General features: G+C 40.3%; 18 protein-coding genes. 3 read left to right on the top strand and 15 right to left on the bottom strand.

The window, feature by feature from the left end; all coding sequences use genetic code 11:
* Nucleotides 1–219: 219 nt before the first annotated feature.
* The 7 genes from LZP85_RS03805 to iolG form a co-directional block, all read right to left on the bottom strand.
* Nucleotides 220–741, bottom strand: a complete 522-nt coding sequence (locus LZP85_RS03805) for a hypothetical protein (protein ID WP_025909249.1) — start codon at nucleotides 739–741, stop codon at nucleotides 220–222.
* A 107-nt stretch (nucleotides 742–848) separates the two neighbouring features.
* Complete coding sequence (locus LZP85_RS03800) at nucleotides 849–1,640, bottom strand: 5-deoxy-glucuronate isomerase (RefSeq protein WP_025909250.1); 792 nt, start codon at nucleotides 1,638–1,640, stop codon at nucleotides 849–851.
* A gap of 27 nt (nucleotides 1,641–1,667) precedes the next feature.
* Nucleotides 1,668–2,564 carry a myo-inosose-2 dehydratase gene (gene iolE, locus LZP85_RS03795; RefSeq protein ID WP_119543160.1) on the bottom strand — a complete coding sequence of 299 codons (897 nt, stop codon included), beginning with the start codon at nucleotides 2,562–2,564 and terminating at the stop codon, nucleotides 1,668–1,670.
* A gap of 36 nt (nucleotides 2,565–2,600) precedes the next feature.
* Nucleotides 2,601–4,535 (bottom strand): 3D-(3,5/4)-trihydroxycyclohexane-1,2-dione acylhydrolase (decyclizing), encoded by a 1,935-nt coding sequence (gene iolD / locus LZP85_RS03790; protein WP_234561991.1) that lies wholly within the window; start codon nucleotides 4,533–4,535, stop codon nucleotides 2,601–2,603.
* An 81-nt stretch (nucleotides 4,536–4,616) separates the two neighbouring features.
* Nucleotides 4,617–6,074 carry a CoA-acylating methylmalonate-semialdehyde dehydrogenase gene (locus LZP85_RS03785; RefSeq protein WP_234561989.1) on the bottom strand — a complete coding sequence of 486 codons (1,458 nt, stop codon included), beginning with the start codon at nucleotides 6,072–6,074 and terminating at the stop codon, nucleotides 4,617–4,619.
* A gap of 21 nt (nucleotides 6,075–6,095) precedes the next feature.
* Nucleotides 6,096–7,106 (bottom strand): 5-dehydro-2-deoxygluconokinase, encoded by a 1,011-nt coding sequence (gene iolC / locus LZP85_RS03780; RefSeq protein ID WP_119543159.1) that lies wholly within the window; start codon nucleotides 7,104–7,106, stop codon nucleotides 6,096–6,098.
* A gap of 66 nt (nucleotides 7,107–7,172) precedes the next feature.
* Complete coding sequence (gene iolG, locus LZP85_RS03775) at nucleotides 7,173–8,198, bottom strand: inositol 2-dehydrogenase (protein ID WP_119543158.1); 1,026 nt, start codon at nucleotides 8,196–8,198, stop codon at nucleotides 7,173–7,175.
* A 339-nt stretch (nucleotides 8,199–8,537) separates the two neighbouring features.
* On the opposite strand from iolG, the gene LZP85_RS03770 reads away from it, so the two are divergent.
* Nucleotides 8,538–9,812 carry an MFS transporter gene (locus tag LZP85_RS03770; RefSeq protein WP_234561987.1) on the top strand — a complete coding sequence of 425 codons (1,275 nt, stop codon included), beginning with the start codon at nucleotides 8,538–8,540 and terminating at the stop codon, nucleotides 9,810–9,812.
* 50 nt (nucleotides 9,813–9,862) lie between these two features.
* Here the strand turns inward: LZP85_RS03770 and LZP85_RS03765 are convergent, their stop codons facing one another.
* The 7 genes from LZP85_RS03765 to LZP85_RS03735 form a co-directional block, all read right to left on the bottom strand.
* Complete coding sequence (locus LZP85_RS03765) at nucleotides 9,863–10,903, bottom strand: Gfo/Idh/MocA family oxidoreductase (RefSeq protein ID WP_025909257.1); 1,041 nt, start codon at nucleotides 10,901–10,903, stop codon at nucleotides 9,863–9,865.
* Nucleotides 10,904–10,918: 15 nt separating this feature from the next.
* Nucleotides 10,919–11,923, bottom strand: a complete 1,005-nt coding sequence (locus tag LZP85_RS03760) for a LacI family DNA-binding transcriptional regulator (RefSeq protein ID WP_025909258.1) — start codon at nucleotides 11,921–11,923, stop codon at nucleotides 10,919–10,921.
* A gap of 144 nt (nucleotides 11,924–12,067) precedes the next feature.
* Nucleotides 12,068–13,021 (bottom strand): sugar ABC transporter substrate-binding protein, encoded by a 954-nt coding sequence (locus LZP85_RS03755; protein ID WP_226639525.1) that lies wholly within the window; start codon nucleotides 13,019–13,021, stop codon nucleotides 12,068–12,070.
* A gap of 52 nt (nucleotides 13,022–13,073) precedes the next feature.
* Nucleotides 13,074–14,069 carry an ABC transporter permease gene (locus tag LZP85_RS03750; protein WP_061785308.1) on the bottom strand — a complete coding sequence of 332 codons (996 nt, stop codon included), beginning with the start codon at nucleotides 14,067–14,069 and terminating at the stop codon, nucleotides 13,074–13,076.
* A 5-nt stretch (nucleotides 14,070–14,074) separates the two neighbouring features.
* On the bottom strand, nucleotides 14,075–15,583 hold the full coding sequence (locus LZP85_RS03745) for a sugar ABC transporter ATP-binding protein (protein WP_226639524.1): 1,509 nt from the start codon (nucleotides 15,581–15,583) through the stop codon (nucleotides 14,075–14,077).
* A 316-nt stretch (nucleotides 15,584–15,899) separates the two neighbouring features.
* Nucleotides 15,900–16,061 carry a hypothetical protein gene (locus LZP85_RS03740; protein ID WP_206782254.1) on the bottom strand — a complete coding sequence of 54 codons (162 nt, stop codon included), beginning with the start codon at nucleotides 16,059–16,061 and terminating at the stop codon, nucleotides 15,900–15,902.
* A 66-nt stretch (nucleotides 16,062–16,127) separates the two neighbouring features.
* On the bottom strand, nucleotides 16,128–17,255 hold the full coding sequence (locus LZP85_RS03735) for a 2-methylaconitate cis-trans isomerase PrpF family protein (protein ID WP_206782255.1): 1,128 nt from the start codon (nucleotides 17,253–17,255) through the stop codon (nucleotides 16,128–16,130).
* Between the two features lie 150 nt (nucleotides 17,256–17,405).
* Between LZP85_RS03735 and LZP85_RS03730 the strand changes: the two genes are divergently transcribed.
* On the top strand, nucleotides 17,406–18,287 hold the full coding sequence (locus LZP85_RS03730; protein ID WP_094912400.1) for a LysR family transcriptional regulator: 882 nt from the start codon (nucleotides 17,406–17,408) through the stop codon (nucleotides 18,285–18,287).
* A 184-nt stretch (nucleotides 18,288–18,471) separates the two neighbouring features.
* Nucleotides 18,472–19,794 (top strand): CitMHS family transporter, encoded by a 1,323-nt coding sequence (locus LZP85_RS03725; RefSeq protein ID WP_206782335.1) that lies wholly within the window; start codon nucleotides 18,472–18,474, stop codon nucleotides 19,792–19,794.
* 25 nt (nucleotides 19,795–19,819) lie between these two features.
* Here the strand turns inward: LZP85_RS03725 and yyaC are convergent, their stop codons facing one another.
* The gene (gene yyaC / locus LZP85_RS03720) at nucleotides 19,820–20,425 is read right to left on the bottom strand and encodes a spore protease YyaC (RefSeq protein ID WP_224840031.1); all 606 of its coding nucleotides are present in this window, start codon (nucleotides 20,423–20,425) and stop codon (nucleotides 19,820–19,822) included.
* Nucleotides 20,426–20,464: the final 39 nt, after the last annotated feature.

Here is a 20,464-nt window from a genome sequence, read left to right as displayed (position 1 = left end):
CTATAAAGAAAGAAGCTAAGACACAGCTAAATGATTCCTTCTCAAAGACGAAGCATGACTTTTCTACAATAACAAGTTCGTTCCATTACGCTGCAGACACTAGGTCTCTAAAATTGATTTCAAATCAACAAAAAAATCCGAACTATAAAAGAGGCGTTAACTCTTAATAGTTCGGATAGATCATTAACTGAAATACTTATGTCCCAACCTCTTTTTGGTTTATTGGTATCGAGTTGGTTGACTCGGTACGGTTTCCGGCTGAGGAGCTGGATATTTTTTAAGTTCAGGATTTGCCTTAGTTGCAACTTCTTCACCAGCTTGCTTTACTTTATCACCAATGTCTTGCAGGTCTTCTTGTACACCTTGCGCAGACTCTACTAGTTGAGAAGACTCTTCTTTAATTGACTGTACGGGGCCATTTAGTTCATTGTTCACTTTCTCATATAAACTTTTAAGATCTGACGTTACTTCTTTAATAACACCTGAAGCTACTTTAATACGATGTTGCCAATCATCTTTTACTTCAGATGGGTTCTCTCGTAGGCGCGTGACAAAACCTGTTGTCGAATTCTTAGCACACTGTGCACTGTTTATGACCTTTGTTCGCGTGCGTTTATCAACAAGCGCTACCACCCCTCCAACCGCTGCTCCTACCGCAATGCCTGTTAAAAGCTTATTTCCCTTTTGAGAAGGATCTTGTCCTTGGACCGCTTGTGTTTCATGAGTCGTTGCCTGCTTCATCTTATCCACTCTCCCTTTGTGATTAAAATAGTTGTTAGTGTAGATATTCCCCTTTTCTTTCCTCCTAAACTGTGAAAAAACGCCCAACTTTTGTTAGGCGCTTTTCACTACTCTTTCTCTGGCCAAATTTTTGCTCCTGGCTCAAGTAACCATTCGTGATCTCTTTCCATAATGCGCGCATTCCACGGATTATCATCAAGGTGACGAATCATCCAGCAAAAGTACATAGCATACCCTGGAGCCGTCGCTTGAGGATGATCTAGCTCTCCCGGGATGGTGATAAAGCTGTTGTGCACAACGCGATGAGCATCTTCTCCAACCATTGCACAGCCAAATCCTTGAGGCTTATTAAAGCGATAGTAATATACTTCAGGCTGGTCGTGATGATGCGGAGGATAGCTGGACCATCTGCCTGGATAGGAAATCACTTCACCAATGACCATGTTCGAATAAGGGGCGTTCTCGTAATCAAAAATAGTTCGGATCACGCGCTGAGCTGTTCCGTCCCATACACCTTCTCCTGCTACTTCACTTTGGCAATCCGAAGGCATATAAAGTTTAGAAGGAAAATTGCGATCATTGTCTGTTTTTTGAACAAGGACTTCGCTTTTTCCAAGCGACGTAATCTTTACTTCATTATTGCTAGCAACGTGAAGACACCATGGATCTTCTTCAAACACGCTTTCACGCTCTATCTCCTGGACGTTGCCATCCCATTCGATGCGAACTTTTCCTTCTAATAAAAGTACTGCCGTTTCTTTTTCGGAATCTCGCAATACTTGCTCCGCACCCTCTCTTAAACTATAAATCCCAATATCAAGCATCATATCTTCGTGCTTGCTTGCCATATTCGTTAATTCATTGTACCCTTCTTTTAATTGTCCAAGCTTTTCAAACATTTCTTTCAGCTCCTTACGTTACCTACTTTATAGTCCACTTTTTTCTCTAATAAATTGACGTGCTTTTAGCGCGTATTCAAACGGATTAGCAACAGCAGGGTCCTGTTCGGCTTCGACTACAAACCATCCGGTATAATCAGAATCAGCAAGCTGTTCAAAGATTGGTTCAAAGTTGATGCTACCGTCTCCTGGCACGGTAAATGCTCCTTGCCGAACCGCTTGTAAAAAGCTCCATTTCTTCGCTTTCACAGCTTCGACTACGTCCCGTCGCACATCTTTCAAATGCACATGCTTAATGCGCGGTAAATACTTCTTTAAAATATACAAAGGATCTTCACCTGAAAACACTAGATGTCCCGTATCAAACAAAAGGTGAACCAACTCGGGATCGGTCATCTCCATCAGTCGATCAATCTCAGACGTCGTTTGAACACCTGTTCCCATATGATGGTGATACACGATATGCATATCCTTTTCTTTGGCAAGCATCCCTAAGTGATTTAGGCCTAGAGCAAGTCGCTGCCACTCATCTTCTGTAAACTGCGGCTTTTCATCAAAAAGCGGAGTATCCATAAGCCCTTGAATGCTGCGTCCTTGCTCTGACACAACAATCACGCTTGCACCCATCGCGTGTAAAAAGTCGCGGTGATTAATAAAAGTACTCACCGTTTCCTCCAGTGGCTTTGTCGTTAAATATGTGCTAAACCAAGCGCTTGCAATCTCTAATCTGCGATGAGACAGCGCTTTTTTTAAAACCGTCACATCACGTGGATACTTATTGCCAACTTCACTTCCTTTAAAACCAGCAAGCGCCATCTCGCTAATACACTGTTCAAACGTATTTTCTCCACCAAGCTCCGGCATATCATCGTTCGTCCATGCAATTGGCGCGATGCCAAGCTTAATTACACCTTCTTTAAACATAGCCCCTTCTCCCCTTCAAGCTCTTATTCAATCGTATTAATACAATCTTGCTTTTGTTAGATGCGCTTTTTTCTCTTCAAACGCTTCTTGCGTTTTTCCATTTTCAGATACCTCAGCAACCCCAACATGCCACCATGAGTCGTATCCACTTGTCATGGTCTTCGGTAGCACCTTAATATCAATGAGCGTAGACACATCTTGTTTCTTCGCATCTTCAAGCGCAAATCTAAGCTCTTCTAAAGTCTGTGCTTCGTACGTTTTCACTCCGTATCCAGCTGCGCTTTGTGCAAAGTTAATTCGGAGAATCTCACCATCTAACTTGTTAGACTGTTCGTTTCTGTAGCGAAACTCCGTACCAAAGCTACCCATTCCGTTGCCCATCTGCAAGTTATTAATGCAGCCAAACCCTGAATTATCAAACAATAAAACGTTAATTTTCTTTTTCTCCTGCAAGCTTGTCACTAGCTCTGAATGAAGCATTTGATAGCTTCCGTCTCCAACCATCGCGTATACTTCTTTATCTGGCTCAGCTAACTTAGCGCCAAATGCTCCGGCGATTTCATAGCCCATGCATGAATAGCCGTACTCCATGTGATACGTATTGGGCGTGCGAGACGTCCACATCCGCTGAAGATCACCCGGTAAGCTTCCTGCTGCGCCTACGATAATCGCATCTTCATCAAGTAGATGGTTCACTTGACCAATGACGCTTGTTTGCGTTAATGATGTTCCGAGCGCTTCTTTATACTCAGAAAGTACATCATCAAGCTGTCCGCTTACTTCTGGTACAAATGCTTCCTCTTCGTAACGCACGTGATGCAAGCGTTCAAGCTCTGCTTGCCACTTCCGTTTAGCCTCAGCAATCTCCGTTCCGTAACCTGATTGATATCCGCTCTGTGTCAATTCAGCTGTTAGCGTTCGAAGCGCTTCTTTTGCATCAGCCACCACCTTTACGGCATCCAATTTATTGGCATGAAATTCAGAAATATTTAAGGTTAAAAACTCAACGGCTGGGTGCTGAAACAATTCTTTTGACCCCGTCGTAAAATCGGTGAACCTCGTCCCAATTCCAATGACTAGGTCTGCTTCACGAGCAATTGAGTTCGCAGCGAGATTACCGGTTACACCTACTCCGCCTAGGTTATAAAAGAAATCGCTTTCAACAGCACTTTTACCAGCTTGTGTTTCACCAAAAGGAATATGGAATGCTTCTGAAAAAGCTTTTAATTCAGCTGCTGCTTCCGAATAGCGAACACCGCCGCCGCAAATAATAATAGGCTTTTTCTTGCTTTGAATAAGCCGAACGGCATCTCTCACACTCTCTCGCGTAGGCAAACGTCTTTCCATTCGATGCACGCGCTTTTTAAAGAAGTAGCTAGGAAAATCAAAGGCTTCTCCTTGTACATCTTGCGGCAGCGAAATTGTCACCGCTCCCGTATCAGCAGGATTGGTCAATACGCGCATAGCATTGATCATTGCCGTCATGAGCTGTTCCGGTCGATTAACGCGGTCCCAATACTTACTCACCGCTCGAAAGGCATCGTTTGTTGAAATGGATAAGTCATGAGTTTGTTCAATTTGTTGAAGAACAGGATCAGGCTGACGAGTAGCAAACACATCACCTGGAAGCAATAAAATAGGAATGTTATTAGCTGAAGCAGTAGCGGCTGTTGTTACCATATTGGCAGAACCAGGTCCTACTGAAGAAGTGCACGTCATGATTTGTTTTCTGTGCTTTTGTTTTGCAAATGCCATCGCAGCATTTGCCATACCTTGTTCGTTTCTTCCTTGATAGACCTCCAATTCTCCTGCATCTTGTTCAAGAGCTTGCCCAAGCCCCACCACGTTACCATGGCCGAAGATTGTAAAGATTCCTTTGATAAACTTTGTTTCGTTTCCATCAACTTCTACGTACTGGTGATTTAAAAACTTTACAAGCGCTTGTGCCGTTGTCATTCTTTCCGTTGTCATTTCTTTTTCCCCTTTCATAAAAAAGGGAAGTCTTCAGAACAAGCTGCTCCTACTACTTCCCTCTCCTTTTTTGTTTACAACTTACCAGCGAGCCGTTACCATTTTCTTTCTTGTATAGAACTCTACACCGTCTGTTCCATTCGCATGCAAATCACCATAGAATGAGTCCTTCCATCCTGAAAATGGGAAGAATGCCATTGGAGCTGGAACACCTACGTTTACCCCTAACATACCCGATTCAATTTTTTCACGAAACTCACGAACGCTTGAACCGCTGTCTGTATAGATGCACGCACCGTTTGCAAAGCGTGAGGCATTCGCAATATCAATGGCTTCGCCAAGGTCATTAACTCGAATAATAGATAGCACCGGAGCAAAGATTTCATCTTGCCAAATTTTCATTTCTTGCGTAACGTTATCAAAAATGGTGGGGCCAACGAAATATCCGTTCCCTTGAACCTCAGCATCACTACGACCATCACGAACAAGCTTAGCACCTTGCTCAACGCCTGATTCAATATAGCCAAGCGTGCGTTCTTTATGCCCTTCACGAATAACTGGACCTAAGAAAACATTTTCTTCAAGACCATTTCCAATCACAATACGATTTGCTTCTTCTACCAATCGAGTGATAAGTTCATCCGCTACGTCTTCTTGCACCGTAACAACAGATGCAGCCATACAGCGCTCACCAGCAGAGCCAAATGCAGCCCCTACAATTTGCTTTGTCGCTACGTCTAAATCAGCATCGTTTAACACGATTGAGTGATTTTTTGCACCGGCTAAAGCCTGAACTCTTTTTAGATTTTCCGTTCCTTTTTTATACACGTATTCCGCTACTGGCTGTGAACCAACAAACGAAATTGCTTTCACGTACTTATGTTCCAATAGTCCATTTACGACATCATGAGCACCGTTTACGATATTTAGCACGCCTTTTGGCAAACCAGCTTCTTCAAATAACTCTACTAAGCGCGCTGCTAACAGCGGTGTACGCTCAGATGGCTTCAACACAAACGTATTTCCACAAGCGATGGCTAATGGGAACATCCAGCATGGCACCATCATCGGGAAGTTAAACGGCGTAATTCCACCAATGACGCCGATTGGATAGCGGTACATCCCCGATTCAATTCCCGTTGCGATATCAGGCAGCTGTTTGCCCATCATAAGCGTCGGTGCACCTGCAGCGAACTCAACGCACTCAATTCCACGCTGAACTTCACCGTATGCTTCGTTATAAGACTTACCGTTTTCAAGCGTTACAAGCTTTGCTAGCTCATCCCAATGATCAACAAGAAGCTGCTGGTACTTAAACAAAATGCGCGCACGCTTTGGAACAGCTACTTGTGACCAAGTTTGAAACGCTTCATTTGCGGTTTCTACTGCGTGATCTACATCTTCTTTTGTCGATAATGGAACATTAGCAATCACTTCGCCTGTTGCAGGATTGTAAACAGGCTCCGTTTTCGAAGTAGAAGCTTCTACCCATTGTCCACCAATATAATTTTTAACGTCTTTGACGGCTGTTTGTGTCATCGTGAAATCTCCCCTTTGTTATTAATAAGTTTCCTGTAAAATTTCTTCTGCTGAGCTCATAAACTCTTTAATTTCGGCAACGGTTGGCATCGCATCAGAACAGCTATGACGTGAGATAACAATCGAGGCTGATGCACTTCCAAACCTCATGGCTTCTTTTACACTCATCCCGGTCATCACGCCGTAAATAAAAGCTGATGCATATGAATCGCCAGCACCAAAAGTTTTCAGTACCTTTGTTTTAAAAATGCCGCCGCGATAGGAGTTGCCATCTTTCGTATAGGCGATTGATCCTTCACCACCGTGCTTGATAATCACGATTTTGGCATTATAAGAAAACCATCTATTTGCCGTTACCTCATCACTAGAAGCTTCTAAGTTTAATAGCTTTTCCATCATGTCAAATTCTTCACGCGTACCGATAATCACATCGCATTTCTCTGCGGCCAAATTATAGTAAGTTGACGTTTCTTCTTCTGAAGCCCACGTATACGGACGATAATCGATATCAAAAAACACTACTACTTCATGTTTTCGTGCATATTCTAACGCTAAAAAAACAGCTTCACGAGATGGACTTTGTGCGAGTGCTGTACCAGAAATTAAAAGTGCTTTTGATTGCTTGATATAGCCTTCTGATACGTTGTGGACATCAAGCTTTAAATCTGCAACATTGTCACGATACATCAATATGCTACAATCCGTCGGGCTTTTAATTTCTGTAAAAGCTAATCCTGTTACCGCACCTGTGCGATCAATTGCAACATGATCCGTATCGATATTGTTTTCTGTGAGATAAGATGTAATAAAACGCCCCATTTGATCATCGGAAACTTTACCGATGAATCCTGTGTTCAAACCAAGGCGAGATACGCCAATTGCAATGTTCGCTGGAGAGCCTCCAACGTATTTCGTAAACGTCTTTGTTTCTTCCATCGGACGCTGCGTTTCATTGGCATTTAAATCGATACACAATCGTCCTAGGGCAATAAAATCAAGGGGACGGTCTTGCTTAAATTGTAGTTTGTTCATTATCTATCCTCCTGCTTTTTATCAATCGAGTTAAGCGCTTACTCATTTTGCATGATAAAACGTAATTCATCCATTAGTTACGTATGATTCTTCTAGACGTACAGGTCTTCCTGATAACAGTGATTCTTTTGCTGCTTTCGCAATTCGTTCTGCTTGAAACCCATCATTTCCGCTGCAAGTTACAGGTTGGTCTGTTAAGCACGCTGTCGCGAATTCTTTTACTTCTTCAACATAAGCTTGCGTATAGCGCTCTAAGAAGAAGTATAATGGTTTTTCTTTTACCACATGTTCACTTGTTGATACCTGAACCGTTGTTGGAATGCAGTTATCAGCTGTCGCTACACCTTTATTTCCAAAAACTTCGAGGCGTTGATCATAGCCGTATACCGCTTGTCGGCTGTTATCAATGACACCAAGCGCTCCGTTTTCAAACTTTAGCGTTACAATCGCCGTGTCAATGTCTCCTGCTTCTCCGATTGCCGGATCCACTAGTACCGTTCCCTGAGCTGAAACCTCAACGACTTCGCTATCCATTATGTAGCGAGCCATATCAAAATCATGAATCATCATATCCATAAATAAGCCGCCAGATGCTCTCACATAATCGATGCTTGGAGGCTGTGGATCACGAGACGTTATCTTTAAGACGTGAGGCTGACCAATTTCGTTCGTTTGTACAAGTTCTCGTACCTTTTTAAAGTTTGGATCAAAGCGGCGATTAAACCCTACTTGAAGCTTCACTCCAGCTGCTTCTACCGCTTTTAACGCATCATGTGTTTCTTCAACAGAGAAGCTGACCGGCTTTTCACAAAAAATATGTTTTTTAGCTTGAGCAGCTTCTTTAATAATAGCTGCGTGCGTATTGGTTGGTGAACAAATAAACACTGCATCAATTTCACCATCATTTAAGAGGTCGCTATAGTTTGTTGTTAACACATCAATTTCGTTTGTTGTAGCCCAGTCATGCAGATGATCTACCACCACGTCTGAAACCGCTTTAATTTTAATTTGTGGAATTAACTTTAGATTGTCAACATGAAGCTTTCCAATTCTTCCTGCTCCTATTATCCCAACCGTTAAAACATTACTCATTGTTTTAAATCCTCCCATCCATACTGTTGACTCTAGTACGCATTGCTTAATTTGCAATTAAGTTAAGCGCTTTCTTAATTTCTATTATACACACATTCTATGAAACCTCAATATTTTTTTAATTTTTACATAATTTATTTTAAAGAAAAATTGAATTCTCTTTATCTAACCTTATTATATAGACATTTATTCTTCCTTCACCAACAATAAACAGGGTTTTAAAGAGTCTAAAAACTCCATAAATTTAATTGACTTTTCAGAAATGTAACCGTATACTTCTGTTATGAATGAAGTTAAGCGCTTTCCTTTTAAAAACTTTGAAAGTGGTGGATGGGACAAATGAATATGCTTGAAACGAAGAACTCATGGATCGACAAGATTGGCATTCCTTCTAATCTATTTTGGGGGTACATAGGTATCGTTGTATTTATGATTGGGGATGGCCTTGAGCACGGTTGGCTATCACCTTACCTAGTAGAACGTGGTTTATCAATGGAACAAGCTGGTTTTTTATTCTCGCTTTACGGTATTACCGTTGCCATTAGCGCATGGTTTTCTGGTGTTCTTGTTCAAATGTGGGGGCCGAGAAAGACAATGGTTATTGGCGTTGTTTCATTTATTATCGGTTCTATTGTTTTTATTGGCATAGCTATTCCAAGCTTGAATTATCCTTTAATTCTCTTATCTTATGGACTTCGCGGATTAGGCTATCCACTTTTTGCTTATTCATTTTTAGTTTGGGTTTCTTACAATACCCCTCAGCAATCGTTAGCTAGAGCTGTTGGCTGGTTTTGGTTTGTCTTTGAGCTTGGTCTTAGCGTTATCGGTGCTTTATACTCCAGCGTAATGGTAAGCCGAATTGGGGAAATTGCGACGCTATGGACTGCTTTAGTGTTCGTAGCAATTGGTGCTATTTTATCTATCGTCATTAACAAGGATCGATTTAACGGCAAAATTGTAAGCGATAACAAATCTAAAGAGTTGCTAAAAGGTTTAACTATCATGGCTGAGAAGCCGAAAGTAGCCATCGGTGGCGTAGTAAAAATTATTAATTCCGCTGCAAAATTTGGCTTCGTAGTCTTTTTACCAACTTATATGGTTGGCTTTAACTTTACCATTACAGAATGGCTCCAAATATGGGGCACCTTATTTTTTGTGAACATTGTGTTTAACCTCATCTTTGGTGTTGTTGGCGATAAATTCGGCTGGGTTAACACCGTGACGTGGTTCGGCGGTGTTGGATGCGGACTAGCTACGTTGGCGCTTTACTATACGCCCCAGATTTTTGGCCATAATTACTGGGCACTGATGCTAGTTGCTTGCTTCTATGGAGCTGCTTTAGCTGGGTACGTGCCGTTAACTGCTCTTGTCCCATCTCTTGCTCCTGATAATAAAGGAGCTGCAATGTCCGTTTTAAATCTTGGATCTGGTCTTGCAGCATTTGTTGGTCCAGCTATTGTCGCACTATTTATCGGTCCTGTCGGTGTCGGTGGCTTAATGTGGATCTTTGCTATCCTTTATTTTGTAGGCGCTTTCTTAACGAGATTTTTAGCGTTACCTGAGCAAACCACGAGTTATCAATCCACAGACCAACAGCAAAAACTGTCTGTTTAACTGAATAAAATATGCAGAGAACGCCTCACACGATGTGAGGCGTCTTATTGTTACTTTGTACTAGAGTAAGCTTTAACGTGAACCAGCTCACCCGTTTCAAATGATTCTTTACAAGCATATCCTAATAGTGAAGCCTGCACGCCATCTTTAGCAGTGATAGCTGGCTTGCTACCAGTTTGAATACAATGAATAAATTCTTCAACCTCTGACAAATATGCCTGTGCGAATCGTTCATTAAAATTAGATACGCACTCTTTCAGAGCACCCGCGTCGTTGAAAATGGTTACTGCATTCTTTTCAGGAACAGTACCAATTCGCAGACTTCCTTTTGTACCGATAATTTCTGTTTCAATATGATATCCGTGACGGCTATTTCTCCCTGCTGCAAAAAGACCCATCGTACCATTTGAAAACTTTACAAGAGCAGCTCCTGTTTCTGCATCATTTAACTCCGTGAATGCTGGGACTGAATAGGCTCCACCGATTGCCCACACTTGCTCCGCTTCAGCTCCAAGATACCATCTGGCAAGGTCAAAATCATGCACAGCCATATCTAAAAATATGCCCCCGCTATAGTTTTTTTGAGCAAACTTTAAAAATGATTCCAAACCTTCCGTAGGATCAAATCCGTAGCAACGAACCATCACAGGTTCACCTATTGCACCTTGTTCAATTTGCTTTTTGGCATATGCATATGAATCATCATACCTTCTCATGAACCCAAGCATAAATACTTTGTCTTGGTGGCGATTAATAATTGTCTCAATCTTTTCCACCTCTTCTAGGTAAAGGCCTAATGGCTTTTCACTAAATACATGATATCCCGCTTCTAATGCTTGCTGAATTTGATCACAGTGGAAGTTAGAAGGTGAAGCAATAAAAATGGCATCAAGCTCACTGTTCTGTAGCATTTCTTCATAGGATGTATACGTATATGGAATGTTCCACTTATCACTTAGTTCGGCTAACTGTTCCTTATTTAAACCACAAATTGCTTTTAATTCACAGTTTGGAATGCGAAAAGCTAAATTCTCAGCATGCTGAATTCCAAGCCTGCCTAACCCTACAATTCCTACCTTTACTTTGTTCACAGAACCTCTCCCCTTTTACTCCAGTATGTTTTTAACAGACCCCCGCTCGACAAGCTCAGGAGTTAGCATAACCCTTTGTTTAATCGACTCACTTCCGTTAATTGTCTTTAAGAGCTGCGCAAACGTATATTCAGCCATTTGCGTAATCGGTTGCTCAATGGTTGTTAATCCCGGATCAGCCATTTCAGCATAGATCGTATTGTCAAATCCAATAACTGATAAATCACCAGGAATAGCTAACCCCTGTTTTCGAGCCTCATTCATAACTGCTACGGCAATTAAGTCCGTACAGGCAAAGACAGCAGTAGGTTTTTTAGGACCTGATAAGAGTTCACGCGCCGCTCTTTTGGCATCTTCAATAACTGAACGACAGCTAATTACATCACCGTCTTTTAAAAAAACCTGCTCTTCGTTTAATGCTTGTGTAAACCCATTTAGACGTGCTTTACTACTGCTACGATCTTGTTCCATAATAATAGCTATTTGACGGTGCCCTTTACTTGTTAAGTGGTCCCCCGCTAAATAGCCACCTCTTACATCATCTGTGGTAACCACATGAGTAGAGACTGATGGATGATCCACAGAAAACAGAACAAGCGGTAGTTCTCTGCTTACAATTTTATTTACTAGCTTAAAATTATTTAGCTCAGTGGCAACTACAATGCCATCTACCTGCTTTTTCAACAAGAGCTCTACATATTCATTTTCACGTTCTGGCTGATTATCAGTACTGCAAAGAAACAGCGTATACCCTGCAGATCGCGCGCTATTTTCAAAAGCACGCGCTACCTCTGCAAAAAATGGGTTTGAAATATCGGGTACCAGCACGCCGATTGTATACGTTTTCTTTCCAGTTAAAGCTGCCGCTACGCTACTTGGCTGATAATCGAGCTCTTCCATCACCTTGTGAACTTTTTTTCGCGTTTTTTCACCGATACGACCTGTTTCGTTAATAACTTTTGATACAGTGGCGATAGAAACTCCAGCTTTTTTTGCTACATCATAAATTGTTGTTTTCATTCTAGCTCTTCTCCTCTTAATCTTCTCTTTTAATTATCTTATCACGAATGAGTTGTTCATATCCTTTACAAGGCGCTTTCTACATGGATTCTTAACACGCCTGATTAAGAGTTTCTATCGCACATCAAGAGCTTAATACTGCTATTATTTTGAAATACTTTGTAAGAACTCTAGCTTTTCCTGAGCGTTTTCTTTTGTGATAATATCGATCCCACTATCAATACGTTTTTCAATTTTTTCACCCTTAATTGTTTTCAGCGCATTTTCTACACCTTGATATCCCATATCATATGGACTTTGTGCAATCGTACCGGCCATTTTACCAGCAATGATTGATTCAACAGCTTCAACGGTTCCATCTGTACCAATTACAGGAATATCCCCTTTACCTTCAAGAGCACGTAAAGCCCCGAGTGCCATATCATCATTTGCAGAAAATACACCTTTTACATCTTTGTTTTTTTGCATAATGTTTTCCATAACAGACATCGCTTTTGTTTTATCACTATCAGCTGGCTGTTCAGCAACAATCTTCATGCCTGCCTTTTCAAGTTCTTCTTTCGCTCCTTTAATACGAGCATCCATTGCTGAGTTCCCAAGTGCTCCCGCAATTAAAGCAACGCTATCTCCTTTTTCTAGCATAGATGCAAGAAGTTTTCCTCCTTCTTGACCAGCCGTATAGTTATCTGTTCCAATAAACGCTGTTTTTTCATCAAAATCAGCATCTGTATCAATTAATAGTACCGGTAAATCACCTTGAGTTGCTTGCTTTAAGACAGGTACAACCGTTGAAGGCTGAGATGGTGACACTACAATTGCTCCCGGCATCTGATTGATGGAATCTTCAATCATATTTACCTGTTCAATAACTTGAGATTCAGATGCTGGCCCAACAATATTTACATCCACGCCTAGATCTTTTCCCGCTTCTTTCGCTCCCGCTTCAACGTACTTCCAATATGGACTACTCAGCGTTTTTAAAACGACCGTTACTCTTTCTTCTCCTCCTCCAGACGCTTTATCACTGCTGCACCCGGCTGCAACTAGTAACCCGGCTGCCATTGTTAACATCCCTAACTTTTTTAACCCTTTTTTCATCATCATTTCCCCCTTTAGAATAGATAACCAAAAATGTAAACGCTTAATTTTTTTATGAACCCTTTTTGCTTTTTCTCTGTCTAAGTACGTCCACATATACGGCTGCGATAATGACGACTCCAATAACTGCCATTTGAAAATCAGCTGAAACATTGAGTAAGTTCAGGCCATTTCTTAACACAGCAATGATCATGGCTCCAATTAGCGTTCCCCATACAGTACCTACGCCTCCAAAGAAGCTTGCACCTCCGATAATAACGGCTGCAATTGCATCTAACTCATAAGATAAACCAGCGAGCGGGAACGCAGAATTGACGCGTCCAACCATAACAAGTCCAGCCAGCGCTGCCATAAAGCCGCTGATTGTATAAACAATAATGAGAACGCGATCTACATTAATCCCTGATAAGTGGGCTGCTTCTTTATTGCCCCCAATTGCATAAATGTATCGGCCTGTTTGTGTTCTTGTTAAAAAGATGTGAAAAATAATGTACATCACAATGACAAGTAAAAAGCTGATTGGAATTGGGCCAATAAATTCTCCACCTAAAAATTGAATCATAAAAGGAAAGCCTGCAATAGGTGCTGCAGCGGTAATGATTAACGCAATACCACGAGCAATGTTCATGGTGCCAAGCGTTGAGATAAATGGATGAGGCAAGCGAAGTTTTGTAAGTAAAATTCCGTTTAACCATCCAAAGAATATACCAACTAATAAGCAAACAAGAATACCTAGAATTGGATTGAATCCCATCGTAACAGAGACAATACCCATGACCATAATTGAAACAGCTAATATTGACCCAACAGATAAATCAATACCTGCTGTTAAAATAGGTAAAAGCATTCCCAGTGCTAATAAAGCATTGATAGAAGACTGACGAGCGATATTCATAATATTATTTACAGTAAGGAATTTGTCAGATAGCAGTGTAAGAATACCGCTTAATATAATAAGACCGATTAAGGCACCAAACTTACCTAAAAAATGCTTAAATGACTTCTTTTCGCTGGGCGCTGGCTTTTTTTGAATAATAACTTCACTCATTACGTTCAGCCTCCTGTCGCTGCTTTCATAATTATTTCTTGATTTGCTTCTTGAATTTCTAAATCAGCCGTAAATTTACCTTCATTCATTACGAGTACGCGATCACACATACCAAGAATTTCTGGTAAATCAGATGAAATCATAAGAACAATCGCACCATTCTCTACAAGCTGATTCATTAAACGATATACCTCGACTTTGGCACCTACATCAATTCCTCGAGTCGGCTCATCAAAAATGAACACCTTTGCTTGTGTACAAAGCCATTTGGCAATAACTACTTTTTGCTGATTACCACCGCTTAGCTTACGAGCATGAAGCTCAATATTATCAGGACGTACCCGCAGTTCTTTAATATAGTTGTCTGCTGTTTTCTTAATGGTGTTTAAATTGATAAGATTATTTTTTTGTTTAAACATTTTTGTATTAGCTAAGGAGATGTTAAAATCTAGAGGTTGATCCAACAGGAGGCCCTCATTCTTTCGATCTTCAGTAATGAATGCAATACCTGCATTGATGGCGTCTTTAGGTGATTTAATATGAACTTCTTTCTTATCGATATATACGCTTCCGCTTTCTTTTTGGTCAGCTCCAAAAATCGCTCTAGCTAACTCTGTTCTTCCTGCTCCAACCAATCCGGAAATACCGACAATCTCGCCGTATCTCAGGGTAAAGTTCAGCTTTTCTTTAAAGCCTTTGACATGGAAATCTTTGATGCGAAACCCTTCATCTCCAAGTACAAACGACTGCTTTGGATATTTTTCATCTAACGTTCTTCCAACCATAAGCTCAATCCACTTGTCCGTTGTTGTTGTGCGAACTGGTAGCGTATCGATTTGAAAGCCATCTCGTAAAATGGTTATTCGATCACCCATCCGCTTAATCTCATCCAACCGATGAGAGATAAAAACAATTGCAATACCTTTTTTCGTAAGGCCTTCTACTGTTGAATATAGCTGTTCAACTTCTGTAGAACTTAGGCTGGCAGTTGGCTCATCCATAATGATTAACTTCGCATCTAAGGTAAGCGCTTTAGCAATTTCCACTAATTGTTGCTGACCAATCCCTAATTCACTGAGCTGCTTATCAGCAAGATCTGGGCTTTGTCCTAACATGGTCAAGTAGCGCTTTGCTTCTTCTCTCATTTGTTTATGGTTTAAAAAAGAAGCCTTTCCACGTTGTTTTAATTCCCTTCCAAGGAAGATGTTTTCATAGACTTTCAGCTGTGGAATAACGTTGAGTTCTTGATAAATTGTTGCGATGCCAAGCTTCATAGAATCCACAGGATTATTAATCTGCACATGCTTTCCTTCCCAGTAAATCTCACCTTCATCCCTTTCATAAGCCCCTGTTAAAATTTTAATGAGAGTTGATTTTCCAGCTCCATTTTCTCCTAACAGAACATGTACTTCTCCAGCTTTAACATTTAAATCAATGCCCTTTAAAACATGGTTGTTGGAAAAACTCTTTTTAATCCCTTTCATTATAAGCAACGCTTGATTGTCACCTATCATGTAAAGACCCCTTTCATCTCCTAAGTAAAGAAAGCGCTTTCCTAATTGATTTGAATTATAAATAGTTTTGTAGAGATTGGCAACAACTTTTTTCAGAAAATTTTATCTTTTTATAATTATAGGCATGCTCTCTCCTAATCAAATCTATATTCTAAGATATTAATTATTTTTTCACATACTATCCAAGGAGTTATGTATTAAAACATTCTTCTTGCTTATCTATCGAAAACAAAAAGGCTATTCATTGTATAAAATAATAGTTTGTGAAAGAAAAGATATAAAAAAGCCACATGAAATTTTTTCATGTGGCTTTTCATTACACAACCGTTAACGCAAGCGAAGGATTGCTTGGATATAGAACTTGAGATAAAATCTTATACCCTTTTTCTTTCTCGAATACCGTACGTGCTTCTTGTTCTGATTCAAACTCAAACATTCTCATTTCATTTTGACTGGAATAGATGGTCACAACCCACATCCTTCGAATCCCTCCGTTTTCATGAAATTATTGTACTCTTTAAACAAGATTGAGAGTTACCGCTGACTATGCTAACTGGTGCGCAACTTGATAGTTATGCTTTGTATATACGTACCCTTCTAAAATCATTCTTGCTGTACGCATCACCTTAATTCCCTGCATTTGCCCAGCAATGAAATCTACTTTTGTTTCCATAATACCTGCGGGATGAGCCAAGCGAATAACAGGACTATGAATATCAACAATTTTTGAAACGATTGTTCCCTCCAAAAATGCTGAAGCCGTTGTGCAAATCGCGCCGGTTATGGCTAATGCTTGATGTGGTTTTTGCATAGACATCATACGAATAGCTACATCCATTTCTTTACTTTTTCGCAGCTTTCCTGAGCTATCCGTATAATCTCTCGGCGGAGCAATAATTGTCATTTTAGGAACAGCTGGTGATTTAATTGTTGCCTCTTCTTTCTTAGCGAATCCACATATCTCTGCTGCTTGTGAGCGAATTTCTTCTAAATAATGAAGAGTGTCCTCCGAATATTCAGCAGGTAACTCATAGCCTGTGAGACCAATGTCTTCCGCTTTTACAAATACCAGTGGGTTAGCTACATCGACAATTGAAACTGGTATGAGCCCCTTGGATGTTTTAATCATATCGATAGCCCTTCCAGTTGGAAATAGCTTTCCTGTTACCGCTCCTTCAGCTTGGGTAAATGAAAGATAAATAGGTGAACCGGTACCTGGAACACCAGGAATTTCATAGGTTCCTTCTGTCTTAACTTGTCCATCTTCCACTTCCACTTCCGCTTTAATAATTTTTTGTGTATTGGTATTAAGTATCGTTACGGTAGTGATTGGTTCCGTTGGTGCAACAAATCCTTGTGCAATCGCATAAGGTCCAACGGCTGATGAGATGTTTCCACAATTTCCTTTAAAATCAACGAGTTGATGATCGACACTAATTTGAGCAAACGTATACTCTACATCCACTCCTTCAATTTCTGATTGCTTAATGATTGCTGCTTTACTAGTTAACGAGTTTGCTCCACCTAATCCATCAATCTGCCTTTGGTCAGGGCTTCCCATAATATCTAGTAAAAAGTCTTTCCAAAGCGCTTGATCATTTGGCATGTGGTCCATGTTTAGAAAGATTCCTTTGCTTGTGCCTCCACGCATAATCGTTACAGGAATTTTCATTCATCACACCTTCTTCTATATTCTAATTATTCTTAATTTTCCTATCTCTTTCTTCAAAAATATAGTATGATAAATCTGTTCATAAGTACAATAGATAATTTATTGTAAAAAAAACAAAAAAAACTTATAACTTAATTTGGGGTGTCGGACATGGATGAAAAAGATTGGATTGCCTTAAAAATACTATTTGAAGAGCGAAATATCAGCCGAGCTTCTGAACGCTTATATATTTCACAGCCAGCTTTAACTTATCGCTTAAAAAATTTAGAGAAAGATTTTGGGACAAGTTTGTTTTTTAAAACGAAAAAAGGAATTGAATTTACCTCTGAAGGAATTTATCTTGCTGAGTATGCACAAGACATGCTGGCTGAGCTACAAAAAACAAAAGATTATATGCTGAATATGAAACAAGAAGTACGGGGAACTCTTCGATTAGGCGTCTCCAGCAACTTTGCGCAATATCGTCTTCCAAAGTTATTAAAGAAGTTTTCACTTCAATACCCTCATGTTCAATTTAACGTCAATACCGGTTGGAGCACAGATATTATGAACCTGCTTGATACATCCGCCGTTCAGCTTGGAATTTTAAGAGGAAACTATGATTGGTACGGCGTAAAATCTCTTCTAACAAAAGAACGGTTATGCCTTATTTCAAAAACGGAGTTGACCATTGAAGAGCTACCTAGTCGCCCTTTTATCAACTATAAAACTGATAGCTCATTAAAAAACTTAATCAATGACTGGTGGCATGATCAGTTTGCTGAGCCTCCTCGGGTTACCATGGAAACAGACCGTCAAGAGACGTGCAAAGAAATGGTTAAGAATGATTTGGGCTTTTCAATCTTACCTGAAATTTGTTTACAGCCTTCAGATAATCTCTTTGTCTATGGACTCTCTTACAAAAATGATGAGCCCGTGCTGCGAAATACGTGGCTTATGTATCACCAAGATGTCTTAAATCTATCAACCGTTAAACACTTTATTGACTTTTTAAATAGAGAAACTGCGAACATTTCACCATTTAACTTATAACTTCAGCTTGAGGTTATAAGTTTTTTTTTTCGTTTTTAATAAAAATATATATTTCACTTATCTCCTACTCTATAATATTCTTAAAACATAGAATTTTTAAACGATTGATACAAACTTCAGATTGCTACTGTTTCACAACTCTTATTTGAAAGCGGTTTCTATTTATAAAAAGGAGGGGATTACGATTCTTACATTTTTAGGAATCTCAATGGTTGTTGTATTTACGTACTTAATTATGACAAAGAAGCTATCACCCGTGAACGCACTCACAATTGTTCCAATTATATTTGCTATTATAGGTGGGTTTGGATCTAAACTTGGAGAAATGATGCTAGAAGGCTTAAAGGTCGTTGCACCTTCAGCCGCCCTACTGCTATTTGCTATTTTGTTTTTTGGTATTTTAATAGATGCTGGCTTGTTTGACCCACTTATCAAAAAGATGTTGCAAATCGTAAAAGGAGATCCTGTTAAGATTGCGATTGGAACAGCCATTTTAGCCTCCACCGTTGCGCTGGATGGCGATGGAACAACCACGCATATGATTACCATTTCAGCCATGCTACCACTTTATTTACGCTTAGGTATGAATCCGCTAATTCTTGCTATTATTTCACTTCTATCTTTAAGTGTTATGAGCGGAATGACGCCTTGGGGGGGACCTGCTACTCGCGCAATTACGTCCCTCGGATTAGATGCAAACGAGTTCTTTATCCCACTCCTTCCAACAATGCTTGGTGGCTTATTAACCATCATTGGTATTGCTTATGTTCTTGGAAGAAAAGAACGACAGCGCCTAGGGGTTATCGACATCGAATATAAGAGAAATCATGCAGGGGAACTACCTGAGTTAGCTGCGGCTTACGAAGTAGCTCAGACAGAAAGCTTAAAGCGTCCAAAATTAATTTGGATCAACTTATTGTTAACGATTACTGTAATGGTTGTGCTTGTTATGGGAGTAATCCCTGTACCTGTTCTCTTTTTAGTTGGGTTTGTCCTAGCATCCATGATTAACTATCCAAACATCGAACAGCAAAAAGAACGCCTACTGGCTCACGCGGGAAATGCTCTTACCGTTGTGACACTGGTGTTTGCGGCAGGAATCTTCACTGGAATTTTCTCGGGTACTAAAATGGTAGACGCGATCGCTAACTCACTCGTTGCGATTATTCCAGATTCTTTAGGCTCTTTCTTCCCAGTCGTCGTTGCGTTGACGAGCATGCCGTTTACTTTCGTACTTTCTAACGACGCTTATTACTTTGGCGTTTTACCAATATTAGCTGAAGCTGGCGCGGCTTACGGCGTAGATCCTGTTGAAATTGCAAGAGCATCTATTCTTGGGCAACCTGTTCACTTCTTAAGTCCATTGGTTGCTTCTACTCTACTTCTTGTTGGGATGGTAAAAACGGATATTGGAGAACTGCAGCGCTACGGATTTAAATGGGCTATCATTTGTTCATTATCAATTACCATTATTGCGATTCTAACGGGTGCGATTACCGTTTTATAACGACAGAAGAGCTGTGAAACGATGTTCACAGCTCTTTTTTATATTGAGGTATTCTCTTAATTACATCGACAATTGTTTTTGCAATGGTCATAACCGTAAATAGTCTCGTGTCATTTAAAAACTGCGTAGCTGGAAATGGATCCACGTAGTTGACCATTCCTTTTATATGATAATCGCCAATTTCAGGGAGAACTTTTGCTAGCGCTTGCCCCGGCACCAACGGCCCTTCTTTTATCATTACATCACCCACTTGGCTTTGTTCACCAAGGCACGCATCGATGCTAATAATGAAAGGCTTTACGAATCGCTTATTTACTTCTTTAATGATCTCTTTTAAATTAAAAGCATGAACCGGATGCTCTAGCGTACCATACACTTCAAAAGGTATGCCTTCTTCTACTAACATAGTCCCTACTAACGGCCCCAAAGAATCTCCTACGTAGCGATCGGAACCAATACAAAGAAAGACAATATCCCGATTCACAAGCTGCGCTTTTTGAATGATATCGAAAAGCTGTGTTGAAGCATACTCCACTTCCATTTCTTTTTGGCTGCTTCCTGCTTTTACTGTCCAAGCTGTTGTTGCAGATTCTTTCTTTTCCACTTCCGTTCGCTTGAAAAAACTGCCCATCTCCCTCGCCTCACTTTTGTAAGTCCTCTTTCTATTTAT

The sequence above is a fragment of the Priestia flexa genome (genome assembly GCF_021441905.1).
Taxonomy (GTDB): domain Bacteria; phylum Bacillota; class Bacilli; order Bacillales; family Bacillaceae_H; genus Priestia; species Priestia flexa.
This window is presented reverse-complemented; position numbering and strand designations above follow the sequence as displayed.

Coding starts and splice junctions, on each gene's coding strand:
- LZP85_RS03785 (WP_234561989.1), bottom strand. CDS start 6,074: ATGACACAAACAGCCGTCAAAGACGTTAAAAATTATATTGGTGGACAA.
- LZP85_RS03800 (WP_025909250.1), bottom strand. CDS start 1,640: ATGTTTGAAAAGCTTGGACAATTAAAAGAAGGGTACAATGAATTAACG.
- LZP85_RS03805 (WP_025909249.1), bottom strand. CDS start 741: ATGAAGCAGGCAACGACTCATGAAACACAAGCGGTCCAAGGACAAGAT.
- iolE (WP_119543160.1), bottom strand. CDS start 2,564: ATGTTTAAAGAAGGTGTAATTAAGCTTGGCATCGCGCCAATTGCATGG.
- LZP85_RS03745 (WP_226639524.1), bottom strand. CDS start 15,583: ATGATAGGTGACAATCAAGCGTTGCTTATAATGAAAGGGATTAAAAAG.
- LZP85_RS03755 (WP_226639525.1), bottom strand. CDS start 13,021: ATGAAAAAAGGGTTAAAAAAGTTAGGGATGTTAACAATGGCAGCCGGG.
- LZP85_RS03750 (WP_061785308.1), bottom strand. CDS start 14,069: ATGAGTGAAGTTATTATTCAAAAAAAGCCAGCGCCCAGCGAAAAGAAG.
- LZP85_RS03730 (WP_094912400.1), top strand. CDS start 17,406: ATGGATGAAAAAGATTGGATTGCCTTAAAAATACTATTTGAAGAGCGA.
- LZP85_RS03760 (WP_025909258.1), bottom strand. CDS start 11,923: ATGAAAACAACAATTTATGATGTAGCAAAAAAAGCTGGAGTTTCTATC.
- LZP85_RS03735 (WP_206782255.1), bottom strand. CDS start 17,255: ATGAAAATTCCTGTAACGATTATGCGTGGAGGCACAAGCAAAGGAATC.
- LZP85_RS03770 (WP_234561987.1), top strand. CDS start 8,538: ATGAATATGCTTGAAACGAAGAACTCATGGATCGACAAGATTGGCATT.
- iolG (WP_119543158.1), bottom strand. CDS start 8,198: ATGAGTAATGTTTTAACGGTTGGGATAATAGGAGCAGGAAGAATTGGA.
- LZP85_RS03740 (WP_206782254.1), bottom strand. CDS start 16,061: ATGTGGGTTGTGACCATCTATTCCAGTCAAAATGAAATGAGAATGTTT.
- iolC (WP_119543159.1), bottom strand. CDS start 7,106: ATGAACAAACTACAATTTAAGCAAGACCGTCCCCTTGATTTTATTGCC.
- yyaC (WP_224840031.1), bottom strand. CDS start 20,425: ATGGGCAGTTTTTTCAAGCGAACGGAAGTGGAAAAGAAAGAATCTGCA.
- iolD (WP_234561991.1), bottom strand. CDS start 4,535: ATGACAACGGAAAGAATGACAACGGCACAAGCGCTTGTAAAGTTTTTA.